This is a genomic window from Sphingomonas sp. UNC305MFCol5.2 (assembly GCF_000712135.1).
Taxonomy (GTDB): Bacteria; Pseudomonadota; Alphaproteobacteria; order Sphingomonadales; family Sphingomonadaceae; genus Sphingomonas.
Window position 1 is genome coordinate 300,510 of sequence record NZ_JOOE01000003.1, and the last position, 22,778, is coordinate 323,287.

A 22,778-nucleotide genomic window follows, 5' to 3' on the forward strand; every position below is an offset into this window, starting at 1 on the left:
GGGCATCAGTGACGGAGCTGGATCCGCACGATCAGGCCGGGTACGGCGTCCTCCAGTTCGACCGTGCCGCCATGCAGATGGGCGACCGCCTGGACCAGCGACAGGCCGAGGCCTGCCCCGGATCCCCCACGCGCTGCGTCCAGGCGACCAAAACGGCGCAGCGCCTCGTGCCGCAGCGCAGGGGGTATTCCAGTCCCCTGGTCCCGGACCGTAATCGTCGCCATTTCGCTTCCGGCGGCGAGTTCGAGCGTGATCGTGCCGTCTCCGTATTTGACTGCGTTGTCGATCAGATTGCCGACGGCCTGCGCGAGCAATTGGCGATGCGCAAGCCAGCTGATGGCCACCGGTGCGTCGACGATTATGGTCCGGCCATGATCCTCGACCAGCGGCGCATAAATCTCTGCGATCGTGGTCAACAGTGGAACAAGGTCTATTCTGGTAAAGCTTTCGCGGCCGATGCCCGCCTCGGCGCGGCTGATGCTCAAGGCAGTTTCCACCAATGCGGTGAGGCGCTCGCCTTCAGCCAGCGCCCGCGCGGCGGCTTCCTGTGCTGCCGGTTCGCGTACTTCGCGCGCAACTTGCTCCAGAGCGACGCGCAGGCGCGTCAGCGGTGATTTGAGGTCATGCGCGAGGCCGTCCGTGGCGATCTTGAGCTCGGTGATCAGCGAAGTGACTCGATCGAGCGTATGGTTGACCTCTTCCCCCAGGATGCTGAAAGCGTCGCCGGACCGGTCGTCGGGCACCCTGCGCCCCAGATCGCCGTCGCGCACTTCGCGAAAGGTCCGGATCGTGCCCTCGAGGCGGGCAACGATCAATCGCGCCGCCAGCCAGGCCGCGAGTGCCGCCATGATCAGCGCGAGCGCAAGCGCCAGCGCGCTGGTTTCTCCCAGGAGGTCGAGAAGCTGGCGCTCGCTTTCGACTCCGATCCCGGTCAGTAGGCCCTCGCCTCCAGACAAGTGCGTGGTCCGCACGAGCATGGTCTCGGGGGCGATGTGGCCGATGCGGTAGAGCTGGATCTCCGCGTAACCGCCCGATGTCGGCACGCTGGGAGGCCAGGCGGCGAGATTGCCCGCAACGGTACGGCCGGAACCATCGACGAGCAGCATGACGGCGTTGCGCGTGATCGCTCCCGTCTCACGCGCTTCGATTGCGCGCGCGAGCACCGGTGCTCCGCCGCGGGTGTAGGTTGCGAGCAGATCGTCGCGAAGGGTCTCGGCTGCGGCGGCGGCAGCCTGGTCGCTGCGTCCGCGCAGCACGGCGCCGACCGCCGCCAGCAGGATCGCCGCCGCCACGATCTGGCAGAGGAAGACGAGCGCCGCGAACCGGAAGGTGGTCGAGCGCCATATCATGGCGCCGCGCCGAGGCGGTATCCCGCACCTCGCACGGTGTGGAGCAGCGGCGGCACGGCCCCTTCATCGACCTTCTTGCGCAGGCGGCTGAGATGAACGTCGACCACGTTGGTACCCGGGTCGAAATGATAGTCCCAAACGCCTTCGAGCAGCATGGTGCGACTCACCACCTGGTCGACATGGCGAAGCAGGAACTCGAGCAGCCTGAACTCGCGGGGCTGGAGCTCGATGGTCCGTCCGGCGCGGCGAACCCGCCGTGCAAGCAGGTCCATCTCCAGATCGTCGCACCGCAGCACCGTCTCAGGCGCGGCAGCCGGCGTGCCGCGCCGGATCAGCAGGCGGATGCGCGCAAGAAGCTCCGCAAAGGCGAAGGGCTTGCCGAGATAATCGTCCGATCCGCTGGTTAGTCCCTCGATACGGTCCTCGGCTGAACCGAGCGCCGACAGCACGATGACCGGCGTCTCCACTCCCGCGCTGCGCATCGCGCCGAGAACCGCCATCCCGTCGAGCCCAGGCAGCATCCGGTCGAGCACGATGCAGGCGTAAGACCCGTCCGTCGCATGGAAGAGGCCGTCCCGGCCATTATCGGCGCGGTCGACCACGAACCCCTCCTCCGCAAGGCCCTTGACGATGTACTTCGCAGTCGCGTCGTCGTCCTCGACGACAAGGATTTTATGTCCCACCTGTTCAGCTCCGGTGCGATGTGACGGTCAAGGGCAGCGTGTGACCGGCGCGGCGTACATGCAAGAGCACGGAATGATGTGTCGCGAGCGCATGCTCGACATCCCTCTTCGAACGCGCGGCCCGGCTGCCCACCGCCTCGATGCGATCGCCGACCCGCAATCCCGCATGCTCGGCCTCGCCGCCCGAACGGAGGCTGTCGACGAGGAGCGGCCCCGCAGCGGAGGCCGGCACGAGGGTAGCCCCTAGCGAATCCTCCCCACCGGTTTGATGCCGATAACCGACTTGCCTAGACAGCAACACCGCGGCGATTCCCGCCAACACGACGATCGCCAGCATCAGCGATCGGAGCGACCGCATGCCGTTCATCGTTCTAACCCCGGCGGAAACTCCCGCCGCGATATCATGAGAATATGTTCGAGGCGCTGTGCGACGGCCATGTGCTCGATTCCTTGGCGACCGCCTCCTGACTAGCGTACCACGCTTCTCGCGCGGGTTGGGAACGGATGAACTTTTGCTCATCTTTCCTTCAGCCCAGGGTTCGCCGACGGCGGCTAGACGGGAGCGATGCCGCCAGGGAACGCGCCCGAGATGAACGATTCCCCCGTCCCGAACGACAGCCTTTCTGCGCTCGACGAACGGACGTGCCGGCTCATCTGTCCCGTCGCAGCGGCAATGGTCGGGGTATGCCTCACCGGCATCAGCCTGTTGCGCGTCGCCACGGCGGTGCGCCGCCAGGGCACTATCGCCGACGATCTGCTGTCGATCGACGCCGTGCTGTTCCTCTCGGCGACGCTCGCATCTTATTTCGCGCTCCGCGTTCAGTCGCATGCGCGCCTTCATTGGCTCGAGCGGATAGCCGACCGGGCCTTCATCGCCGCGATGCTGCTCCTCACGCTCGCCTGCTTCGTGATCACTTATGCGCTCAGCCGCTGAGCGCGGCCGACCGCCACATTACCAATTCTTCAGCCAACGCTGAAGTCGCGGCAATCCGGGCGAGGATAAGGGTCGGGCTCCTGACGGAGAAAACCGCATGCACAAGCCAGGGATCATGACCGCGTTGGCGGCGATACTCGCATCGACCAGCATCGCCACGGCCCAGCCGGCAAGCTCGCCGCAAGGCTTGTGGCTCAATCCGCACGGGTCCGTCGCGGTACGCACGGGCGCTTGCGGCGACAAGATCTGCGGGTGGATCGTCTGGGCGAGCGATGAAGCGCGGAAAGACGCCAAGGAGAATGGCGTCGACTCGCTTGTCGGCACCGAACTCCTCGAAAATTACCGGCCGTATCGCGCCGGGAGCTGGTCCGGCACCGTCTTCGTGCCCGACATGGGACGCCGCTTCTCCTCCGAGATCGACGCGATCTCGCCCACCCGGCTCAAGGTCAAAGGGTGTATCCTCGGCGGGCTGATCTGCAAGTCACAGGTCTGGAGCCGGATCGAGCGCCTGCCCCAATGAGCCGGCTGCGCATCCTGTTGGAGCGGTATCGCGGGCCGATCAGAGTCGCGATGGTGCTCCTGTTGATCGCACTCGGCTTCGCCGCGCTCGAGGCGCTGACCCGCGAAATTCATTATGCCGATGTTCGCGCCGCCGCCCGGGCATTGTCGGCAAGACAGGTCGTGCTTGCCCTCGCCCTTTCCGCCGGCAGCTATCTGGCGCTCACCTTTTACGACGTGCTCGCACTCAGGGTGATAGGCCGGGCGCTTCCGTGGCGCACCGCGGCGCTCGCGTCCTTCACGAGCTACACGCTCAGCCACAATCTCGGGCTTTCCCTGCTGACCGGTGGATCCGCCCGATACCGCGTCTACACTGCGGCGGGGCTCGACGGGATGGACGTCGCCCGTGTCGTCGCTCTCGCCAGCGCCACTTTCTGGGCGGGCGTGGTTACTGTCGCGGGGGCGGCGCTGTTGAGCAGTGCCGGGGGCGTGACGATCGCCAGCCTGACGCTTGGCGCGACGCAGGCGCATCTGGCCGGCGCCTTCGTCCTGCTCCTCGTCGCTGCGCTGATGGCGACCTTGAGCCTGGTTCGCCCTTCCCTCTCGCTCTTCGGCTTGCGCCTCCCTGTGCCGCGCCCTTCGCAGCTCGCTGCCCAGATCGGCATTGCCCTGATCGACATCACCTTCGCCAGCGCGGCGCTCCTCGTCCTGATCCCTGGCGCTGGACCTGCCCTGCTTCCAGCCTTCGTCCTCGCTTATTCGCTCGCCATCATCGCGGCGGTCCTCACGCATGTGCCCGGCGGGATCGGCGTGTTCGAGGCGGTGGTCCTCGCGATGGTGCCGAGTGATCGCGCGGCATTGTTCGCGGCCCTGATCGCCTATCGCCTGATCTACTATCTGCTGCCGCTGGCCGTGGCGGTGCTGCTGCTCGCCTGGCATGAAGGCACGCGGCATCGCCGCGTCGGACAGCTGTTCGCCAGCGTCCGAACGCTGGCGAACAGCGCGTCGCCGCTGGTTCTCGGTGCCGCCACGTTCCTTGGGGGGGCCATGCTGTTGCTCTCGGGATCGTTGCCGGCGCTGCAGGCGCGGATGGGCGCGCTCGCCGGCATCCTGCCCCTTCCGTTCATCGAAGCGAGCCACGTCGCCGCGAGCCTGGCCGGCACGGGCCTCCTGCTCCTCGCGCCGGGGCTTTGCCGGCGGCTCGACGGCGCCTTTCACGCCACTCGCTTGCTGCTCCTGGCGGGGGCTCTGTTCTCGCTCGCCAAGGGGATCGATTATGAGGAGGCCTTTGTCTGCCTCGCGCTTGCGGGCCTGCTGCAATGGACGCGCGGCGCCTTCTATCGACGCACGGCATTGACTCAGCAGCCCCTCACTGCGGGCTGGCTGGCTTCGGTGGCGGTCATGGTCGCGCTGTCCGTCTGGGCGGGTCTCTTTGCCTATCGCAACATCGCTTATGCTGACGATCTCTGGTGGCATTTCGCCCTTGACGGCGATGCACCGCGATTCCTCCGCGCCACGGTCGGGATGGGCGTGGTGCTCGCGGGCGCGGCGGTCTGGAGACTCCTCTCGCCGGCGCACGGCCATGCCGGCGAAATATCGGCCGATCAGGACATGGGCACGATCTGCGCCATCCTCGCCTCGGCCACGCGCACCGAAGCGATGCTCGCTTTGACGGGGGACAAGCGCTTCCTCGTTTCACGGCAACGTGACGCCTTCCTCATGTATCAGGTCAAGGGCACCAGCTGGATCGTGATGGGCGATCCCGTCGGCGCGCAGGAGGCATGGGCCGAATTGCTCTGGGCATTGCGCGACCTCGCCGATCGCCAGCAGGGCCGCCTGTTGCTGTACGAAGTTTCGCCCGAGACGCTCGACATCGCCATCGGCCTGGGCCTCCAGATCATCAAATATGGCGAGGAGGCGATCGTCGACCTCGCCGGTTTCGAGATCGCGACGCCGCGCCTGCGCAGTGCTCGCCGTTCGGAACACGCGGCCGCGAACGCGGGAGCCCGGTTTCAAATCGTCCCGGCCGCTGCCGTGCCGATCATCCTCGACGAACTCGCGATGATCTCGGACGAGTGGGTCCGGAGCAAGAAGCATCGTGAGAAGAGCTTCAGCCTCGGCCGTTTCGATCGGACTTATCTGGCCAATTTCGATATCGGCCTCGTCACCGTCGAGGGCAGGATCGTCGCCTTCGCCAATCTTTGGCTGACGCAAGGCAAGCAGGAAGCCTCGGTCGACCTCATGCGGTATCGCGACGACGCGCCGAAAGGCACGATGGACTTTCTGTTCGTGAACCTGATGCAATGGGCGAAGGATCGCGGCTATCAACGGTTCACGCTCGGCATGGCGCCGCTTGCCGGAATCGACGGGCGGCGGCTCGCCCCCGCCTGGGCGAAAGTGGCGGCGCTCGTCTTCCACCACGGAGAGCGTTTCTACGGCTTCCGAGGCCTGCACGGATATAAGGAGAAGTTCGCGCCCGTCTGGGAGCCGCGCTATGTCGCCGGACCGCACGGCATGGGGCTGATCCAGGCGCTGCGGGACCTGTCACGCCTGATCGGCCAGGAGAGCGCCCCGCCGCGGATCGCAGCCATCGTCCCGGAAAATACCCCGATCCAGGCAACCCACGCGCTCAAGGAGCCGGTGCCGTGTTGATAGGTCGCTCAGGGCGCCGGGCGAAATCGCGCTGGTGGCGCCTACTCGGAATCGGCGCGTTGGTTTGCATCGTCCTGGTGGGGCTCGGCCTCGCGGCGCCGGCGCTGCATCTTCTCGATGGGCAGCCCCTACGCATGTTCGGCACCGGCCGGCAGCATCCGCGCGTGGCCGCGGTCTATTTTTCCGGAGACATGGGCCTCGGCTTCGGCATGGGACCGAGGGTAGCGCCTGCGCTGGCTGCGCGCGGCATTCCGGTGCTCGGAGTTAGCTCGTCGGTCAACTTCGCCACGCATCGCACCCGCGCCGAAGTGGACGCGATCCTGTCGGACGCGATCCGCGCCGCCATCGCACGGACCGGCGCAAGCAGAATCGTGCTGATCGGCCAGTCGTTCGGTGCCGACATGGTCGCGACCGCCGCGCCCGATCTGCCGGCCGATCTTCGCGCGCGGGTCGCCGCCATCACCTTGGTGGTGCCGGCGCAGACGGTCTTCTTTCGGGCCGACCCGACCGGACTTACCTATCTCGGCACTCCCGACGCACGCCCCGCACCCGCGATGCGCGCGCTCGCCTGGGCACCGATCATCTGCATCTATGGTGTGCTCGAGTCCGACAGCCTCTGTCCCGCCCTCAACGGCACCGCGCGCGTAATCGCGCTGCCCGGCGGTCATTTCCTCCACCGGGACGACAAGCGGCTCGTCAAGACCATGGTCGATGCCCTGCATGCCGCCGATCCGGGGATCATTGGCTGACGCGCGCTATTCCGCATCACGGCACGCTCGGATCGCGCGAACATGACGAGAATTTAAGCTCGCTCCCAGTCCCGCGACATCTTCGGGAGGATAGGGACGGCGCATCATCCGACGCTCATGGGAAGGCAAGGCATGCGTCCGCCCGTTTTTTTCGACCCCACCGGCCGCCGCAGCCGCTGGTCAAAGCGCACGCTCGCCGCGTTGATCGCTTTGGTGCTCGTCGGCGCGGTGGCGTTCGCGACGACGCTCATCGCCGTACCGCAGGGGCGCGCACTCACTCTTCCGATTTCGCAGCCCCACGCTGCGCGCCTGGGCGGGGCGCACGGTCGTCACGGCCTGGGGGCCTGGTTGCCGACCTTCGTCTCGAAAGACCCGCACACGCCGCTCAATATCGGCTTCTATGTGCCCGGCGACGATGCGAGCATCGCCTCGTTACGGCGTAACATCGGCTCGCTCGACTGGGTCGTACCGGCGGTCGTCACCGTGGCCGGCCCTGATCACGCGATAAAGATCGAGAACGACCCGCAATTCGACGGGGCGATCCGCGCGGCCCGCACACCGCCGAAGATTCTCCCGATGGTGCAGAATTTCAGTGGCAACGCGTGGGACGGCGTCGGCGCCGCGGCGCTGCTTCGCGATGCCGTGCACCGCCGCGCCCTGGCCGCCAGTCTCGCCCGGATGGTCGCCGAACGCCAGGACGCGGGACTTGTCGTGGATTTCGAGACGCTGCCGCGAAGCGCGATGAGCGACTATCTGCGCTTCCTCCGCGAGCTCCGCACCGCGCTGCCCGCAGGGGCGCAACTCGCGATCACGGTGCCCGCGGAGGACGAGAACTGGCCGCTCCCTGCCCTCGCACATGTCGCCGACCGGCTGATCTTCATGGCCTATGACCAGCATTGGGAGGGGGGCGAGCCGGGCCCGATCGCCGCGCAGGACTGGTTCGTCCGCCAGGTCGAGACGGCTCGGCGCGCAGTGGGCGCGGAGAAGCTCGTCGTCGCGCTCGGCAGCTATGCCTATGACTGGCATGGCGGCCACACCGATGCCCACACCGATGCATTGTCGATCGAGGAGGCATGGCTCGCCGCGCATGACGGCGAAGCGCCGATCACTTTCGATCGCTCCAGCGGCAATGCCGGATTCGCCTATGACGAGGATGGGCAACGCCACAATATCTGGATGATGGACGCCGCCACCAGCTGGAACCAGCTCCAGGCGCTGGAGCGGCTCGGTATCGACGACGTCGCGCTTTGGCGGCTGGGTAGCGAGGATCCGGGTTTCTGGTCCGATCTCCACGCCTTCCGCAGAGGCGGCATGCCCGACCTCTCGACCCCCCGCTCGCTGTTGAACACGGATGTCGAGGGCTCGGGCGAGATCCTGCGGATCAGCGCGACGCCGACCGACGGCCACCGCACCGTGGCGGTGGACGCGCAGAAGATGATCCGTGACGAGCGGTATCTGGCGGTCCCCACGCCCTATGTCGTCCAGCGCACCGGCGGCGCGGAACCGAAGCTGCTGGCACTGACCTTCGACGACGGTCCGGATCCGGTCTGGACACCCCGCATCCTCGACACGCTCGAGGCCGCGCACGTGCCGGCGACATTCTTCGTCATTGGCGAGAATGCGCTGGAGCATCCCGATCTGCTCCGGCGCATGATCGCCGACGGCGACGAAATCGGCAATCACACTTATACGCATCCCGATCTGGCCAATGCCGGCGCGGCGCAGACGCGACTGGAACTCAATTCGACCCAGCGGCTTGTGGAGGCCTATACCGGGCACAGCATGACGCTGTTCCGCGCGCCCTATTTCGGGGACGCCGAGCCGACCACGGCCGACGAGCTCGGCCCGGCGCTGGAGGCGCAGAAAGCGGGCTATACGGTGGTGGGGCTGCACGTCGATCCGAACGACTGGCAGCGCCCCGGCGTGGGCGCGATCGCGGATCAGGTCCTTGCCCAGGTTCATGCCGCGACGCCCGCGAATTCGGCGAATGTCGTCCTGCTGCACGACGGCGGCGGGGACCGCAGCCAGACACTGGCCGCATTGCCCCGGATCATCGCGACGCTGAAGGCGCAAGGCTATCGCTTCGTTCCGGCTTCGCAACTCGCCGGCATCCCGCTGGCACAGGCCATGCCTCCGGTAACGGGCAGCGACTTGTTCGCGGTGCGCACCGATGTGGCGATCTTCCTGCTCCTCGCGGCCCTGGCGGCGGGGCTCGGCTGGCTCTTCTATGTCGCGATCGCGCTCGGCATCGCCCGCGCGGTGGTGATGGCCGGCCTCGCATGGTTTCAGAGCAGCCGGCGCCGGCAAGCACCGCCCGTTTTCGAACCCGGCGTATCGGTGATCATACCGGCATATAATGAGGAACGGGTGATCGCCGATGCCGTCGCGCGCGTGCTCGCCAGCGACTATCCGGCATTGAAGGTCATCGTCGCCGACGACGGATCGAGCGACCGCACCAGCGAGATCGTCCGTGCCCGCTTCGGCGAGGATTCGAGAGTGACGCTTCTCACGCTGCGTAACGGCGGCAAGGCGGCGGCGCTCAACCGCGCGCTGCGCGAGGCGACCGGGGAAGTGATCATCGCGCTCGATGCCGACACCCAGTTCGAGCCGGCGACCATCCGGCGGCTCGCCCGCTGGTTCGCCGATCCCGCCATCGGCGCCGTGGCGGGGGATGCGCGGGTCGGCAACCGGGTCAATCTCGTCACGCGCTGGCAGGCCGTCGAATATATCACGGCGCAGAATCTCGAACGCCGCGCCCTTGCCGGTTTCGACGCCATCACGGTCGTGCCCGGCGCGGTCGGCGCGTGGCGCCGTGCCGCGATCGAGTCCGTCGGCGGCTATCCCGAGGATACGCTCGCGGAGGACCAGGATCTCACGATCGCGGTGCAGCGGGCGGGCTGGCGGGTCACCTACGACCCGACGGCCGTCGCCTGGACCGAGGCGCCGGAGACCTTCAGGGCACTGGCCAGACAGCGCTATCGCTGGGCGTTCGGGACGTTGCAATGCCTATGGAAGCACCGTGCGATCCTGCGCACGCGCGAGCCCTCGGGACTGGCGCTGGTGGGATTGCCCCAGGCATGGCTGTTCCAGATCGTCTTCGCCGCGATCTCGCCGCTCATCGACGGGGCCCTGATCCTGTCGATCGCCGGCACGGCGCTGCGCCTTCAGCAGCATGGCTGGGCGCAGACGAGCGGCGATCTCGGCACGATGGCGCTCTACTGGCTGGCTTTCACTGGGGTCGACATATTGTGCGGCTGGCTCGCTTATGCGCTCGACGGCAGTCGTGCGAAATATCCGCCGCATCTGCTAGTCGCGCAGCGGTTCGTCTATCGGCAGATCATGTATTGGGTGGTCGTGCGCGCGATCGCCTCGGCAATCGGAGGCTGGGTGGTGGGCTGGGGCAAGCTCGAGCGAACCGGCAATGTCACGGGCGATCTGGCGGTCGGTGCGAGCTGATCCGGGCGAGCGTCCCTTTCCGAGCCAATCCCCGTTGGAACGGTGCGGGTTCGTTCGCGACTGCCGCCTATTGCTGCGGATCCGGGTGCGCTTTGGCCCAGTCCAGTGCGCCCTGCAGGGTGGTCACCCAGACCTCTTTGCGGTGGGCGGCGAGCCAGGCGATCAGCTCGCGGTGCGCGGCGTCGGAGACCTGCAGATAGTCGCCGCCGACGCCGTGGAACAGATAGACCGCCATGCCGCCGCCGGCTGCCTCCTCCTTGGCGAACTCGATTAGCTGCGCGCCCGTGACTCCTTCGGGAAACCCGCGCGAGGGCACGTGCATCGGATCGATCCGGCCGACGTCGGCGCGAAGATCGTCGGGCGAGGTGTAGACCCCGCGCGCGTAGGTCACCAGCTTCGCGGCCCGGAGCGCCTCGAGATAGTCGACGCCGCCCGCCATGGTCTGGCCGCACGGCGACGCGAACCCGTGGGTCGGCTTGCCGTCCAGCGCGGTCAGAAGGACGTTCTGCTGCTCGATCTCCTTCAGCATGCTCGCCGGCGTATATGCCTCGGATGTGTAGCGGGGGTCGGCGGAGAATTTGGAGGCGGGGCAGGGATGGAAGAGGGTGTGGTTGGCGAGTTCGTGGCCCTCCGCGCCCACGGCACGCCAGCGCGGAACGGCCGACACCTTCAGGCCGGAGAGGAAAAAGGTCGCCTTGAATCTGGCCGCGTCCAGCGCCGGCACGGCGTTGTCTAGCTGGGAGTCCAGCGCATCGTCATAGGTCAGCACCACTGCTGCCTTGGCCCCTCCTGGCCATTTCGTCGCCGATGCGGCCGGCACGGCGCAGAGCAGGCTCAGAGCGAGCGCCAGAAATGTCTTCATCGTCATCGCCCCACCCTTTCCGTCGCATACGGCGTCATTTTGATGCTGCTACCGGTCACACGACGGACGCGCAACAAGCGCGCTGCGCACGCACGAAGGGGTTGCCGTTCAGCGCCTCATCTCCGCTCAGTGCCCACGACTTCAGCTTCCGGTCCAATGCGACATTGCCGGTCGGCGTGCCGTGGCTGTCGGGGATTTCGTCGAAAATGGTCGTCCGTTCATTGCAGCGTCAGGCGCGCAGTCGTAGCGTACCGGGCTGGAAGTTGCCGGGGATGGGAATCGGATGCACGTGCGGACCTTGATGCTGTGGGTGGCGACGGCTGCGCTCGGGTTCGGCGCGGCGCCGGCTTCCGCCCAGATCACCACGATCGATCCCAACACCGCGATCGATTCGGACCTGAAGACGCCGCCCCCACCACCGGTGGAGGGCGATCCGCAGCCCTTGGACCCGGGTGCCTATCAGGAAACGCCCCGCAACGATGCGCCGGTCGATCCGCAGCCCGTCCAGATACCGCCTCCCGCCGGGACCGGCAGCGCCGCCAACGCGCGTACGCAGGCCACCAACACCTATCAGCGCGACGATCTGATCGGCGCGGCCGAGGGCGTGTTCGGCAAGGGCGCGTCGGGACTGGCCGGCATCATCGAGAACATCCTCAAGGACCAGGGCGAACCCAATGCCTATATCGCCGGGCGAGAGGCGGGCGGCGCGGTCGGCGTAGGCCTGCGCTACGGCTCGGGCGAATTGTTCCACAAGGTCGAGGGCCAGCGGAAGGTCTATTGGACCGGCCCGTCGATCGGTTTCGACATCGGCGGCGATGCCAACAAGGTCTTCGTGCTGGTCTACAATCTCTACGACAGCCAGGAGCTCTACAAGCGCTTTCCCGCCGGCGAGGGCCGCGTCTATTTCGTCGGCGGCTTCTCGGCGAGCTATATGCGCCGCGGCGACGTGGTGCTGATCCCGGTCCGGCTCGGCGTCGGCTGGCGGCTCGGCGTCAATGCCGGCTATATGAAGTTCAGCGAAAAGCAGCGCTGGTTGCCCTTCTGACCTCCAGGGGCGCCGCTTCTCTCACGGCTTAGGAACGAACGCCCGAAACTCGCGTTTTTCCCGCTGTGTCGGGCCGTCATCGGGTCCCGTGGGGAGCCTATGACGACGATTGCGGATTCAGGCGAGGCGAGTGCAAACCGGTTCGAGATGCTCGTCCAGAGCGTCACCGACTATGCGATCTACATGCTCGATACCGCTGGGAACGTGGCGACCTGGAACACAGGCGCGCAGCTGGTCAAGGGGTATGCCAAGGACGAGATCATCGGCCAGCATTTCTCGCGTTTCTACACCGATGAGGACCGCACCGCGGGGATACCCGCACTGGCGCTCCGCACCGCCGAGCGCGAGGGGCGCTTCGAGGCCGAAGGCTGGCGCGTGCGCAAGGATGGCACGCGTTTCTGGGCGAACGTCGTCATCGATCCGATCCGCCAGCCGGACGGCAGTTTGATCGGCTTCGCCAAGGTCACGCGCGATCTCACGCACCGCCGCGCCGCCGACGAAGCCTTGCGCCGAAGCGAGGAGCGCTTCCGCCTGCTGGTCCAGAGCGTCACCGATTATGCGATCTACATGCTCGACATCAACGGCCATGTCGCGAGCTGGAACGCAGGTGCCGAGCGTTTCAAGGGCTATACGGCCGACGAGATCATCGGCGAGCATTTCTCCCGCTTCTACACCGAAGAGGACCGCGAAGCCGGCGTCCCGCGCCGGGCGCTCGAAACGGCGACGAACCACGGCCGGTTCGAAGCCGAGGGTTGGCGATTGCGCAAGGACGGCACGCGTTTCTGGGCAAGCGTCGTGATCGATCCGGTCCGCGATTCGAGCGGTGGACTGATCGGTTTCGCCAAGGTCACTCGCGATCTCACCGAGCGGCGCCAGTCGCAGCTCGCGCTCGAACAGGCACAGGAAGCGTTTTTCCAGTCGCAAAAGATGGAAGCGATCGGCCAGCTGACCGGGGGCGTGGCGCACGATTTCAACAATTTGCTCGCCGCGATCGTCGGCAGCCTCGATCTCGCCCGCCGCAAGATGGCCGACGGCGCCGACATTTCGCGCTTCCTGGACAACGCCATGAAGGCCGCCGAGCGCGGCGCGACACTCACCCAGCGCATGCTCGCCTTCGCCCGCAAGCAGGAGCTTGCGCTCGAGACCGTCGATCCCGTCGCGCTGGTCCGCGGCATGGCCGAATTGCTCCAGCGCACGATCGGCGGCGGCGTTCGCATCGACACCGAGTTCCCGCTGGTCGTCCCGCATGTCCACGCCGATCCCGCGCAGCTCGAGCTCGCGCTGATCAACCTGGCGGTGAATGCCCGCGACGCGATGCCCGAGGGCGGTCGCATCGTCATCGCTGCGCGCGAGGAGCATGTCGTGTCCGGCGGCGGGCTGAAGCCCGGCGCCTATGTCTGCCTGTCGGTCATCGACGACGGGCAGGGCATGGACGCGGAGACGCTCGCGCGCGCCACCGAACCCTTTTACACCACGAAGGGCGTCGGCAAGGGCACCGGCCTCGGCCTGTCGATGGTGCACGGCTTTGCCGAGCAATGCGGCGGCAAGCTGACGCTGCGCAGCAGCGTCGGCGAGGGAACGACGGCCGAACTCTGGCTGCCGGTATCCCAGGACGATGCGCCGAGGGACCGGGCGGATGCGGCTTCCGAGCAACCCGCCGCGACCATGGACAAGCTGGTGGTGCTGGCGGTCGACGACGACGCGCTGGTGCTCACCAATACCGCGGCGATGCTCGAGGATGCCGGGCATCGCGCGCTTCTGGCGTCATCGGGCAGGGCCGCGCTCCAGTTGCTGAGCGAAGGCCATGTCGACTTGCTGATCACCGATTTCGCTATGCCCGAGATGACCGGCGCGCAGCTCGCCGAAGCGGCGCAGGCGGGTTGGCCCGGACTGCCGGTCCTGCTCGTCTCGGGCTATGCCGAATTGCCCGACGGCATCGCGGAAGACCTACCGCGCCTCGCCAAGCCGTTCGGCCAGGACCAGCTCCTGCGCGGCATCGCCCGGACCATGGCGGCGAACCGTCCGGCCGCTGAAGTGCTCAAATTCCCGGGACGCAGGCGGCGTTAAACGGTCGTGGACTTCTCGACCGTGCTATCCCAGACTTCGATTATGCTCGTTTACGCAATATTGGCGCTGCTGGCGGTCAACCTCTGGACGATGCTGCGCTTCTATCAGGACAAACAGCGCGCAATTGCAGGCAAGCGCCGGATTCCGGAAGCAGACCTGCTCGCACTGGCCTTTATCGGCGGCACGCCCGCTGCCTTCACTGCGCGCCACCTCTTTCGCCACAAGACCCGCAAACAGCCCTTCTCGACCTGGCTGTGGCTGATCGCGATGATCCAGCTCGGCGTTGCGATCGGGTTCGCGATCTAGAAGCCGAACCGCCGCCTCCGCCGGGCCGGCGGTTCCTCGGGCTCCCGCTGCACCATCCAGCTGTGGTTCTCGACGATCAATGCAGGGACCGGCCGCCCGCTTCTATCGCGCGAGGGGTGGAAGCGGAAGCGCTGCTCGATCAGCCGGCAGGTCGTGGCATCCAGCTCGGCGCTGCCGCTCGAATGCGTGATCGTGCATTCGCGAACGCGGCCGTCGGTCCAGACGAGATAGCGAACCCCCACCGTGCCGCCGATGCCGGCTTCCGCGGCGCCCTCGGGATAGTCCGAATCGCGGAGCTCGCCACGCACTTGCTGCGGCGGGATTTCCGCACCCCCGTCGCCGCTGCCGTCGCCCTCGCCGCCGCTGCCACGGCCATTCCCTTCGCCGCCGCTACCGGTGCCGGGACCGCGCACATCGGCATTGCCCGCCGTCGGCGCGCTGCCGATTCCCGCAATGGGCGCCGCGATCACCGGCGGGGGAATCGGGAGCGGCACCACCGGCGTCGGCGCCACCACTTCGGTCGGTTCCGACCGCAAATTGGGCGGCGACGCCGCCCCTTCGCGGCGATGGCTCGGATTGCGGTGCGGCACGATCTTCTCGCGCGGCGGAGGAGGGGGTTCGGGCCCGACCTCGAAGATCTGGAGCGCTTCCTCGGGGGATTTGCCGCTGCCGATCGCGAGCCCCGCCACCAGCGCATAACCGAGCGCGGCGGTCAGCATGGCAGCGCCCGCTGCAGCCCTGCCCCGCTCCGCTCGGGTCGATCGCACAAAGGTCATGGTCGCAAACGCCAGCCTCGTCAGGAAATATGCGTTCCCAACAGCATAGACCTCATGAACGTGCGCTGGCGGTCAAAGGATGCACCGGCGCGATCGGCCGGGATCAGCCGAACTCGACTGCCTCGAACCGCACCGGCGCGCCGATTGCCGCATTGGCGAGCTGGCCTTCCCACATCACCCGGTTGCCGCGAATGATCGTGCCCAGCGGCTTGCCCGTCAGCGCCATGCCCGTGAACGGCGACCAGCCGCACCGCGAGGCGAGCCAGCTCTCCTCCACGGTCCAGCGCGCCTTCAGGTCGACGATCGTGAAGTCGGCGTCATAGCCGACCGCTATGCGTCCCTTGCCGACGATGCCGAAGATCCGCTGCGGTCCCGCGCTCGTCATGTCGATCAGCCGCTGCAAGGTCAGCCGCCCCTCGGCGACATGGTTGAGCATCAGCGGCAGCAGCGTCTGCACTCCCGGCATGCCGCTCGGACTCGCCGGATATTCCTTCGCCTTCTCCTCGCGCGTGTGCGGCGCATGGTCCGATCCGATCACGTCGGGAACGCCCTGGTTCAGCCAGCGCCACAGCCCGTCGCGATGCGCGCCCGATCGGATCGGCGGGTTCATCTGGGCAAAGGTGCCGAGCCGCGGATAGGCGTCCTCGCCCGCCAGCGTCAGATGCTGCGGCGTCACTTCGCAGGTCGCGATGTCCTTGTTCCTGCCCAGCAGCTCCAGCTCGGCGGGCGTCGTCACGTGGAGCACATGGATCCGGCGCTTCGCCTCGCGCGCGAGCCGCAGGATGCGCTGCGTCGCGAGCAATGCGCTCTCGTCGTCGCGCCACACCGGGTGCGAGGCGGGATCGCCGGCGACGCGCGCGTCCAGCCGCGCGTTCATCCGCGCCTCGTCCTCGGCATGGATCGCCACGCGGCGCTTGCCCGAAGCCAGCACCCGCGCCAGTTCCGAATCCTCGGCGACCAGCAGGTCGCCGGTCGAGGCGCCCATGAAGATCTTCACGCCCGCCGTGCCCGGCAGCCGCTCGAGCTCCTTGAGCTGCGGCGCATTGGCCGCGGTGGCGCCGACGTAGAAGGCATGGTCGCACCACATGCGATCCCGGGCGCGCGCGAGCTTGTCGGCAATGGCTTCGGCGCTATCGGTATTGGGCTTGGTGTTCGGCATCTCGAACACCGCGGTCACGCCGCCGAGCACCGCCGATCGGCTGCCGCTCTCGAGATCTTCCTTGGCCTCGAGCCCCGGCTCGCGGAAATGCACCTGGCTGTCGATCACGCCCGGCAGCACGTCGAGCCCGGTGCAGTCCACCGTCTCGCCGGCATCGCCGACATCGCCGATCGCCACGATGCGGCCTCCGGAGACACCGACCTCCACTTCGGCCGGCCCGCCGGGCAAATGCACTCGCCCGCCTGTGAGTTTGAGATCGACCTTCGTCATATCGCCTCTTCCGTCGCGCGTGCCCGGCTCCTACCTGTTCCCCATGAACGAAACCAGCCCCGGAACATGGCTATCCGATCGCGCATTGCTGCGCGTCGGCGGCGAAGACGTGCGCGGCTTCCTGCAAGGACTGCTCACGCAGGATTTGGCCGACGTGAAGCCGGGCGCGCCCAAATGGTCGGGCCTGCTCACTGCGCAGGGCAAGGCGCTGTTCGATTTCATCCTGTGGGACGACGGCGAGGCGATCGTGATCGACTGCGAGGCCGGCCAGCGCGATGCGCTCGCCCGCCGCCTCACCCTCTACCGGCTCCGCCGCCCGATCGCGATCGAGCCGATCGAAGGCGGCGTCCATTGGAGCCCCGACGGCACCGAAGGCGTGCCCGATCCGCGCCTCCCCGAACTCGGTCGTCGCTGGCTCGGCCCCGCGGCCGGCGATCCGGCGACGGGCTGGCCGATGCATCGCCTCCACCTCGGCGTGACCGAGGGCGCCGCCGAGCTCGGCCAGGACAAGACACTGTGGCTCGAATGCAACGCCGCCGAGCTGGGCGGCGTGAGCTTCACCAAGGGCTGTTATGTCGGCCAGGAGAATACCGCGCGGATGCACTATCGCGCCAAGGTCAATCGCCGGCTGGTCGTCGCGCCGATCGGCGAGGCCGGCGATCGCACGCGGGCGACCTGGCCGGATCTGGGACTGATGATCGAGCTGCGCCGCGTCGAGGCTCTGGGCGACGCGATCGTTCCCGATTGGCTTCGCGCGGCACTCCACGAGCAGCCCGGGGCATCGTCCCTCTGATTGCGCCGGAATAATATCCGCGAGATCAGCTCACGTCGGGCGGCGGCGTCCGGAACAGTCCGCGTGCGATGAATCCGACCAGGCCGATCGCCGCCACCGCAGTGCTGCCGACGAGCGTGGCGAGGATCTCCACCGGCAGATCGAAGCCGCGAACCCGGAAACCGGCCGCGACCACCATCAACGCCACCGTCACCGAGTAGATTTCGAGATACAGCAGGATGCGGCCCGCATAGGTTTTCCGCATCGCCCGGTCAGCCTTGACGTTCTTGATCTGCGATCGCGCCAGCCGGTTGCGCAGCCGCAGCGCCTCGAGCTCTTCATTCTCGAGCATGTCGTTGAGGTCGGGCCGCAGCTTGGCCTCGACCAATGCCGCACCCGCATCGATCGCGTCGAGCGTCGGATCAGGCAGCTTGGCGGGCGGCAAGGTCAAGGAAATACTGCCGGATCTGCTCGGAGGTGATCTCATGGAAGCGCCCGCCGCCTTCGGCATAGACATGGGTCCAGGGCGTATCGGGCTCGTGCGTCAGCGCCGAGAGTTTGAAGGCGTGGAAGCGCCCATAGCTTTGATAGACCCGGTCGATGATCGCACGCTCGTCGTCGTTCAGCCGCGCGCGCGCCGGGGCACTGGCGGTCTCGTCGTCGAGCATCCCCGGGAGATATTCGCCATTCAGGATCTCTCGCGTGACCGGCGCGCGGCCATAGGTCCGCAGCGCCTCCCACAAGTCGCGATAGACCGGCCCATAGTCCCACGCCTGCGGATCGTCATGGGTGAGTTTCTCGCCGTTGATCGCCAGGTTCCAGCCGTGCGCGATGTAGACGAGCTTCTGGAGCTGCATCTGGGTGAGCGCGCGTTTCTCCGCCGCGGCCCGGCGGATGAATTCGTTGGCGATTTCGGCGGACCAGGCGGTCATCTGCGTTCCTCTTGGATCCGATCCATATAGGAACTCGTTCCAGAACGGAAATAGAGCCGCCCCTAGGCAAGCTTCAGTGTGACTGGGGTAGATCGATCTTAACGGCATGCGATTGCATCGGCATCGTTAGAAGCAGCACAGCCGAGATGGCAGCCGCTGCTGCCCACGCGTAACGCTTTGCCCTGAAGCCCCGAACCGCTTGCACGGCGCAATAAACCGCAACAGCCGCGAGCGCAGTCGTCCAGAACCAGCCCGATGTGCTCATCACTGCTCCAGCAATAGCTTATGCTTGAAAGAAAAAGGGAGGCCGGTTTCCCGACCTCCCCAATCTTTTGCCGTTCCGAAGAACCAGCGTGGCTTACTGACCCGAACCCGGGCCGTACATGATTTCCACGCGGCGGTTCTGCAGTTCGCGGACACCGTCTGCGGTCTCGACGCGCGGGCGGCTTTCGCCGAACGCTTCGGTCGAGATGACGCCTTCGGAGACGCCGCGGCCCGTGAAATAGGCCTTAACCGAGTCGGCACGACGCTGCGAGAGACCCACGTTGTAGGTTGCAGGACCCGAACGGTCGGCGTGGCCGGCCAGCATGACCTGCGAGTTACCGCAGTTCTGATAGTTGCTGATGGCGTTGTCGAGGATGCTCGCGGCCTCCGGCGTGATGTCCGACTTATCCCAGTCGAAGAACACGATGTACGGTCCGGGGGTGCACTGCACCGCCGGCGGCGGCGGAGCGGGCTCGGGAGCCGGTGCGGGCATCGGTTCCGGCGCCGGTGCGGGCGGCGGAGCGACGGGCTCGGGCTCGGGAGCACCGAAGTTGAACACCAGGCCGCCCATGATGCTGTGCGACCGGAAACGGCCGTACCAGGGGCGACCGGCAACGTCGACGAGCTCGGCACCCGGTGCGTTGAAGAAGCGATACTTCAGCGACACGTCGATATTGTCGGAGATCGGAGCGCGGACGCCCGCGATCGCCTGCCAGGCGACGACGGTATCCGAATCGTCGAGGAAGTCGCCGTTGGTGTTCAGCCCAACGCGGCTCTTGACCCGCGCAACGCCGAGGCCGGGGCCGACAAAGCCCTGCACGCCATCGTCGTCACCGAAGTCCCACAGCGCATTGACCATGAAGCTCAGCGCCGAGTCACGGCCGCCGGCAAAGTCATAGGTGCCGCCCGGTACGAAGACCGTACCGCCCGCAGCAGTCATCGCCGGAAGCGTGGTCGTCGAGCGAAGGCCCGTCACGTTGGCGGCGCGATAGCCGACTTCCGCCTCGAGGCGAACCGGACCGAGGTCGTAGCCGACCGTACCGCCGACGTCGAAACCGGCGCGATGGTCAGTGGTGACGCTGTCGATCGCAGAGCCGACGTCCCAATCAATGTCTTCGACCAGCATGGCGCCGCCCTCGACACCCACGTACCACGCATCGTCGCGTGCAAGTGCGGGCGTGCTGAGCGCGGTCGTCGCTAGTGCCAGAGTTACGGCAAGCTTCCGCATATTAATCCCCTTTCAAAGTTGTCACTACGGACAGCGACAAACTCACTACCGAAACGAAAGTTTCTGCGCAAGCTCACAAAACCGGCACTGTTGCATCAACGTCACAGTTTCAACCTCCCTCGATCAAACCATGTGCCCGCAATGCGTCCAGCACCGAAGCTATCGCTGTCCGTGCCTCGGCATCAACCGTCGACCCCCCGGAGGGTTCCGCGATGGCAGCCTCCCTTGGACCAACCACTTGGTCTCCCTCGATAAATAATTTCCCGTGAAGCTCGCCCAGGCGCCATGCGCCGCCCGTGAACAGCGCGACGCTCCCGGTCGAGCCGACCCAAAGCTGCGTTCCCTCGCGCGGCCGCACAAAAAGCCAGCCCGAGCTGGTCCAGCCGGCGATCTCGTGCGCATGGCCGGCCCAGGCGCCGCCGGGAGCGTTGCCGACGATCCAGCAATCGCCCGGATTCGGATCCACCGGCGGCACGTCCAGCGCCGCGGCGGCCACCGCGCCCTGCACCGCGATATCGAGAAGCGCGATAGCCTCGTTGACGAGCATCTCTTTCTGCGCCTGCCCCGGTTGCAACAGCGGCAGCGCGAGCCGCGGCGTATGCATGTCACTCATCCATTCTCTCCCGATCAAGCCAGTTCGAGCATCGCCGGACGCGACAGGCCATGCGCCCCGATCTGCCGGACGACGATCTCCGTCGCCGCGACCCGCTCTCCGGCGCTCAGCGCAATTCGCGGCTCGAGCATTTCCACGACCTGTGGCCCTTCGGCGCGCAGGATCGTCACCTGATAGCGCTCGCTTTCCTCGCCCAGCGGCGCGTCGACGCCATCGATCCAGTCCCAGCCGAGCCGGCTGCGTCGCATCCAGCGAACCTCCGCGCTCCCGTCGGGAAGATCGTCGATGCGCAGATGCACCGGCGCCGGCGGCACGATCGAGACGCCGGTCATCGCCGCCGCGGCTTCAGCCGCATCCTCGTCTCCCACGCCCTGGGCGAGCACGCGCGCGCTGGTCCCCACCACCTGCATCGGCAGGTCGAGCGTCGCCAACGCCTCCGGTTCGAGCAGCACGAAGCGATCGCCCGCCATTTGCCCGCCGATCGCACTTTCGGTCCCGCGGCGCCCGCGCCAGAGGCCCTCCAGTCGCCAGCGTCGCCCGCCCAGCGGCACCGCATGCGCGAACTGGAGCAATTCCTCGCCCACCATCGCCAGGTTCGTCCCCGCCGCCAATGCGACGGTATCGGCGTCGTGCAGCAGCATCGCGCCGTTCGTGAGCTCGACCACCAGCGTGTTCACGCGATCCTCGAGATGGCTCGGGGCCATGCCGGGCGGCGTCACGACATGGCCCAGCACCGCCGGCGCCGCCGTCGCTCCCGCGGGCGACCAGCTCGCGCCATCGTCGGTACTGATCAGCAACGCGGCGCTCCGCCACCCCGGCCCGGTCCCCGCCGCGGCGATCGCCAGCCGTGGCGTCGTCGCCAGCATTCCCAGCGGCGGCAGTTCGAACACATGGACCACCGTCTCGCCCGTCGCGAGATCGGGCGCGGGCAACACGCGCCCGCCGCTCGCCTCGGCACTCGGCGCGCCCGGCGTCACCGCGACGCATTCGAGCAGCACCACCATGTTCTCGAGCCGCCAGCGCTCGACGCGCCACGTCCCCGGCGCGCCCGCGATCGTGACACGCTCGCCCGGGCGCACCTCCAGCGATCCCCAGGGCAATGCCACGGTGCGCCGCTCGCGTTCCATGTCGAGGCGCATCAGTGCCGCCTCGGCGATCGTCTTGGCGCTGGCCGCGTCGATCGCCGCGGCAAGCTCCATCCGCGCCTCGCGCACCCCGGCACCCGGCCGCATCGCGCGCTGCACGCCGGCCTGATAGTCGCGTCCCGGCTCGTAATAAGCCAGCGTCAGCGCGCGCGGCGCGGTGTCGGCGGCGGCGATGTCGCGACGCCCCCGGCCGTGCTCCTCGCCCGCGCCCATGTCCGCCAGTTCCACCGCGGCGCCATCACCGTGCAGCAACGCCAGCTTGCCCGCATCGGCGCGAAACCATCCGCCCGCCGCGCCCGCCAATGTCTCGATCACCGCCCGCGCGCTCGCGCCCGAGGCGGCGAAACCCGCCAGCGCGGCCGTGGCTTCGTCGGCGACCAGCACGTCACCCGCCAGCGCCTGCGCTATCGCACCGGCAGCCTGCGGCCCCGAATCCGCGATCACTTCGAAGCTCAGCGAGGGAATGCGGTTGCCGAAATCGCCGAGTTCGAGATCCTCGAACACCGCATAGGCGATCCCGCGATGCGCGGGCGCCATCCCGATCCCCTCGGCCGCGGCGATCAGCGGGTCGGGCGCCTGATCCTCGGTTCCCGGATGCACGCGAAACCCGGTTCGCGCCTTGAAGTCTCCGGCGGCGCCGCGCAGCAATTTGCCGTCCGCCCAGATCCGCCCGATGCCCAGGATCGGCCGTGCCGACAGCGCCACTGCGAACGACGCGGTATAGCTGTAGCTGGTCGTGCTCGGCCGCCCCTTGCCGTTGCTCTGCGTCGCGCGGTGCTCGATCAGGTCGATCGCCCAGATCACCGATCCCGCCACGCGCATCGTCCCGAAGATCTTCGGGATCTGCGTGCCGTAGGAGGATGTCTGGACGCGCAGCTCGCTCAGCCGCGGCCCTTCGCGCCCCTTCGGCTTGAACAGCACTTCGCGGTCGACCACGCCGCCCAGCAGCCCGCCGATCGCCCCGCCCACCGGCCCGCCGATCAGGCTGCCGGCGACCGTCAACACGATTGTCGCCATG

At 67.4% G+C, this 22,778-nt stretch carries 20 protein-coding genes; 9 read left to right on the forward strand and 11 right to left on the reverse strand.

Annotated features, from left to right (window positions below; genetic code table 11):
* Nucleotides 1-5: 5 nt before the first annotated feature.
* Genes BR78_RS0113110 through BR78_RS22000 form a run of 3 tightly spaced genes read right to left on the reverse strand, consistent with a single transcriptional unit; the run spans nucleotide 6 to nucleotide 2,399 of the window.
* Nucleotides 6-1,349, reverse strand: coding sequence for a sensor histidine kinase (locus tag BR78_RS0113110; protein ID WP_025587384.1), 1,344 nt, complete (start codon nucleotides 1,347-1,349; stop codon nucleotides 6-8).
* On the reverse strand, nucleotides 1,346-2,032 hold the full coding sequence (locus BR78_RS0113115; protein WP_025560943.1) for a winged helix-turn-helix domain-containing protein: 687 nt from the start codon (nucleotides 2,030-2,032) through the stop codon (nucleotides 1,346-1,348). The genes BR78_RS0113110 and BR78_RS0113115 overlap by 4 nt, the downstream gene beginning before the upstream one ends.
* Nucleotides 2,033-2,036: 4 nt before the next feature.
* Nucleotides 2,037-2,399: a PDZ domain-containing protein gene (locus BR78_RS22000; RefSeq protein ID WP_025560942.1), complete on the reverse strand. Its 363-nt coding sequence runs from the start codon at nucleotides 2,397-2,399 to the stop codon at nucleotides 2,037-2,039.
* A 198-nt stretch (nucleotides 2,400-2,597) separates the two neighbouring features.
* Here BR78_RS22000 and BR78_RS0113125 point away from each other — a divergent pair, with 198 nt between their 5' ends.
* From BR78_RS0113125 to BR78_RS0113145, 5 genes are all read left to right on the forward strand, one after another.
* Nucleotides 2,598-2,966: a hypothetical protein gene (locus tag BR78_RS0113125; RefSeq protein ID WP_231478256.1), complete on the forward strand. Its 369-nt coding sequence runs from the start codon at nucleotides 2,598-2,600 to the stop codon at nucleotides 2,964-2,966.
* Nucleotides 2,967-3,063: 97 nt separating this feature from the next.
* The gene (locus BR78_RS0113130; protein WP_025560939.1) at nucleotides 3,064-3,486 is read left to right on the forward strand and encodes a DUF2147 domain-containing protein; all 423 of its coding nucleotides are present in this window, start codon (nucleotides 3,064-3,066) and stop codon (nucleotides 3,484-3,486) included.
* A complete protein-coding gene (gene mprF / locus BR78_RS0113135) occupies nucleotides 3,483-6,116 on the forward strand; it encodes a bifunctional lysylphosphatidylglycerol flippase/synthetase MprF (protein ID WP_025560938.1) in 2,634 nt (877 codons plus the stop codon). Before BR78_RS0113130 ends, mprF begins: the two co-directional genes overlap by 4 nt.
* Nucleotides 6,117-6,175: 59 nt before the next feature.
* A complete protein-coding gene (locus tag BR78_RS0113140; RefSeq protein ID WP_025560937.1) occupies nucleotides 6,176-6,865 on the forward strand; it encodes a type IV secretion protein VirJ in 690 nt (229 codons plus the stop codon).
* Between the two features lie 132 nt (nucleotides 6,866-6,997).
* Complete coding sequence (locus BR78_RS0113145; protein WP_025587378.1) at nucleotides 6,998-10,321, forward strand: glycosyltransferase; 3,324 nt, start codon at nucleotides 6,998-7,000, stop codon at nucleotides 10,319-10,321.
* Between the two features lie 67 nt (nucleotides 10,322-10,388).
* Here the strand turns inward: BR78_RS0113145 and BR78_RS0113150 are convergent, their stop codons facing one another.
* Nucleotides 10,389-11,183, reverse strand: coding sequence for a polysaccharide deacetylase family protein (locus tag BR78_RS0113150; protein ID WP_197021391.1), 795 nt, complete (start codon nucleotides 11,181-11,183; stop codon nucleotides 10,389-10,391).
* Between the two features lie 283 nt (nucleotides 11,184-11,466).
* On the opposite strand from BR78_RS0113150, the gene BR78_RS0113155 reads away from it, so the two are divergent.
* The 3 genes from BR78_RS0113155 to BR78_RS0113165 all read left to right on the forward strand — a co-directional run bounded on the left by BR78_RS0113155 (nucleotide 11,467) and on the right by BR78_RS0113165 (nucleotide 14,601).
* On the forward strand, nucleotides 11,467-12,228 hold the full coding sequence (locus BR78_RS0113155) for a DUF1134 domain-containing protein (RefSeq protein ID WP_025587376.1): 762 nt from the start codon (nucleotides 11,467-11,469) through the stop codon (nucleotides 12,226-12,228).
* Nucleotides 12,229-12,327: 99 nt separating this feature from the next.
* Nucleotides 12,328-14,295 carry a hybrid sensor histidine kinase/response regulator gene (locus BR78_RS0113160; RefSeq protein ID WP_025587375.1) on the forward strand — a complete coding sequence of 656 codons (1,968 nt, stop codon included), beginning with the start codon at nucleotides 12,328-12,330 and terminating at the stop codon, nucleotides 14,293-14,295.
* Nucleotides 14,296-14,337: 42 nt separating this feature from the next.
* Nucleotides 14,338-14,601 carry a DUF1294 domain-containing protein gene (locus BR78_RS0113165; protein ID WP_029727472.1) on the forward strand — a complete coding sequence of 88 codons (264 nt, stop codon included), beginning with the start codon at nucleotides 14,338-14,340 and terminating at the stop codon, nucleotides 14,599-14,601.
* Here the strand turns inward: BR78_RS0113165 and BR78_RS22320 are convergent.
* Together BR78_RS22320 and BR78_RS0113175 are read right to left on the reverse strand one after the other, a co-directional pair.
* Nucleotides 14,598-15,320, reverse strand: a complete 723-nt coding sequence (locus BR78_RS22320) for an energy transducer TonB (protein WP_269320210.1) — start codon at nucleotides 15,318-15,320, stop codon at nucleotides 14,598-14,600. The two genes, BR78_RS0113165 and BR78_RS22320, sit on opposite strands and share 4 nt — an antisense overlap.
* Before the next feature lie 160 nt (nucleotides 15,321-15,480).
* Entirely contained in the window at nucleotides 15,481-16,806 is a 1,326-nt protein-coding gene (locus BR78_RS0113175; RefSeq protein ID WP_025587370.1) for a dihydroorotase, read from the reverse strand.
* A 43-nt stretch (nucleotides 16,807-16,849) separates the two neighbouring features.
* On the opposite strand from BR78_RS0113175, the gene ygfZ reads away from it, so the two are divergent.
* Nucleotides 16,850-17,599, forward strand: a complete 750-nt coding sequence (ygfZ, locus tag BR78_RS0113180; RefSeq protein ID WP_025587369.1) for a CAF17-like 4Fe-4S cluster assembly/insertion protein YgfZ — start codon at nucleotides 16,850-16,852, stop codon at nucleotides 17,597-17,599.
* A 25-nt stretch (nucleotides 17,600-17,624) separates the two neighbouring features.
* On the opposite strand, the gene BR78_RS0113185 is transcribed toward ygfZ, so the two are convergent.
* The 5 genes from BR78_RS0113185 to BR78_RS0113205 form a co-directional block, all read right to left on the reverse strand.
* The gene (locus tag BR78_RS0113185) at nucleotides 17,625-18,029 is read right to left on the reverse strand and encodes a hypothetical protein (RefSeq protein WP_156022318.1); all 405 of its coding nucleotides are present in this window, start codon (nucleotides 18,027-18,029) and stop codon (nucleotides 17,625-17,627) included.
* Nucleotides 18,001-18,510 carry a Panacea domain-containing protein gene (locus BR78_RS0113190; RefSeq protein WP_025561178.1) on the reverse strand — a complete coding sequence of 170 codons (510 nt, stop codon included), beginning with the start codon at nucleotides 18,508-18,510 and terminating at the stop codon, nucleotides 18,001-18,003. Before BR78_RS0113190 ends, BR78_RS0113185 begins: the two co-directional genes overlap by 29 nt.
* A gap of 358 nt (nucleotides 18,511-18,868) precedes the next feature.
* Nucleotides 18,869-20,002: an OmpA family protein gene (locus BR78_RS0113195; protein ID WP_025561177.1), complete on the reverse strand. Its 1,134-nt coding sequence runs from the start codon at nucleotides 20,000-20,002 to the stop codon at nucleotides 18,869-18,871.
* A 109-nt stretch (nucleotides 20,003-20,111) separates the two neighbouring features.
* Nucleotides 20,112-20,606, reverse strand: a complete 495-nt coding sequence (locus tag BR78_RS0113200) for a DUF2793 domain-containing protein (protein WP_331280244.1) — start codon at nucleotides 20,604-20,606, stop codon at nucleotides 20,112-20,114.
* Nucleotides 20,607-20,629: 23 nt separating this feature from the next.
* Entirely contained in the window at nucleotides 20,630-22,777 is a 2,148-nt protein-coding gene (locus tag BR78_RS0113205; RefSeq protein ID WP_025561175.1) for a phage tail protein, read from the reverse strand.
* Between the last annotated feature and the right edge of the window lies 1 nt (nucleotide 22,778).

Excerpts from the sequence above, each read along its gene's own strand:
- BR78_RS0113110 (WP_025587384.1), bottom strand. The coding sequence starts at position 1,349 with ATGATATGGCGCTCGACCACCTTCCGGTTCGCGGCGCTCGTCTTCCTC.
- BR78_RS22000 (WP_025560942.1), bottom strand. The coding sequence starts at position 2,399 with ATGAACGGCATGCGGTCGCTCCGATCGCTGATGCTGGCGATCGTCGTG.
- BR78_RS0113125 (WP_231478256.1), top strand. The coding sequence starts at position 2,598 with ATGCCGCCAGGGAACGCGCCCGAGATGAACGATTCCCCCGTCCCGAAC.
- BR78_RS0113130 (WP_025560939.1), top strand. The coding sequence starts at position 3,064 with ATGCACAAGCCAGGGATCATGACCGCGTTGGCGGCGATACTCGCATCG.
- mprF (WP_025560938.1), top strand. The coding sequence starts at position 3,483 with ATGAGCCGGCTGCGCATCCTGTTGGAGCGGTATCGCGGGCCGATCAGA.
- BR78_RS0113145 (WP_025587378.1), top strand. The coding sequence starts at position 6,998 with ATGCGTCCGCCCGTTTTTTTCGACCCCACCGGCCGCCGCAGCCGCTGG.
- BR78_RS0113150 (WP_197021391.1), bottom strand. The coding sequence starts at position 11,183 with ATGAAGACATTTCTGGCGCTCGCTCTGAGCCTGCTCTGCGCCGTGCCG.
- BR78_RS0113155 (WP_025587376.1), top strand. The coding sequence starts at position 11,467 with ATGCACGTGCGGACCTTGATGCTGTGGGTGGCGACGGCTGCGCTCGGG.
- BR78_RS0113160 (WP_025587375.1), top strand. The coding sequence starts at position 12,328 with ATGACGACGATTGCGGATTCAGGCGAGGCGAGTGCAAACCGGTTCGAG.
- BR78_RS0113165 (WP_029727472.1), top strand. The coding sequence starts at position 14,338 with ATGCTCGTTTACGCAATATTGGCGCTGCTGGCGGTCAACCTCTGGACG.
- BR78_RS22320 (WP_269320210.1), bottom strand. The coding sequence starts at position 15,320 with ATGCTGACCGCCGCGCTCGGTTATGCGCTGGTGGCGGGGCTCGCGATC.
- BR78_RS0113175 (WP_025587370.1), bottom strand. The coding sequence starts at position 16,806 with ATGACGAAGGTCGATCTCAAACTCACAGGCGGGCGAGTGCATTTGCCC.
- ygfZ (WP_025587369.1), top strand. The coding sequence starts at position 16,850 with ATGAACGAAACCAGCCCCGGAACATGGCTATCCGATCGCGCATTGCTG.
- BR78_RS0113190 (WP_025561178.1), bottom strand. The coding sequence starts at position 18,510 with ATGACCGCCTGGTCCGCCGAAATCGCCAACGAATTCATCCGCCGGGCC.
- BR78_RS0113195 (WP_025561177.1), bottom strand. The coding sequence starts at position 20,002 with ATGCGGAAGCTTGCCGTAACTCTGGCACTAGCGACGACCGCGCTCAGC.
- BR78_RS0113200 (WP_331280244.1), bottom strand. The coding sequence starts at position 20,606 with ATGCATACGCCGCGGCTCGCGCTGCCGCTGTTGCAACCGGGGCAGGCG.
- BR78_RS0113205 (WP_025561175.1), bottom strand. The coding sequence starts at position 22,777 with ATGGCGACAATCGTGTTGACGGTCGCCGGCAGCCTGATCGGCGGGCCG.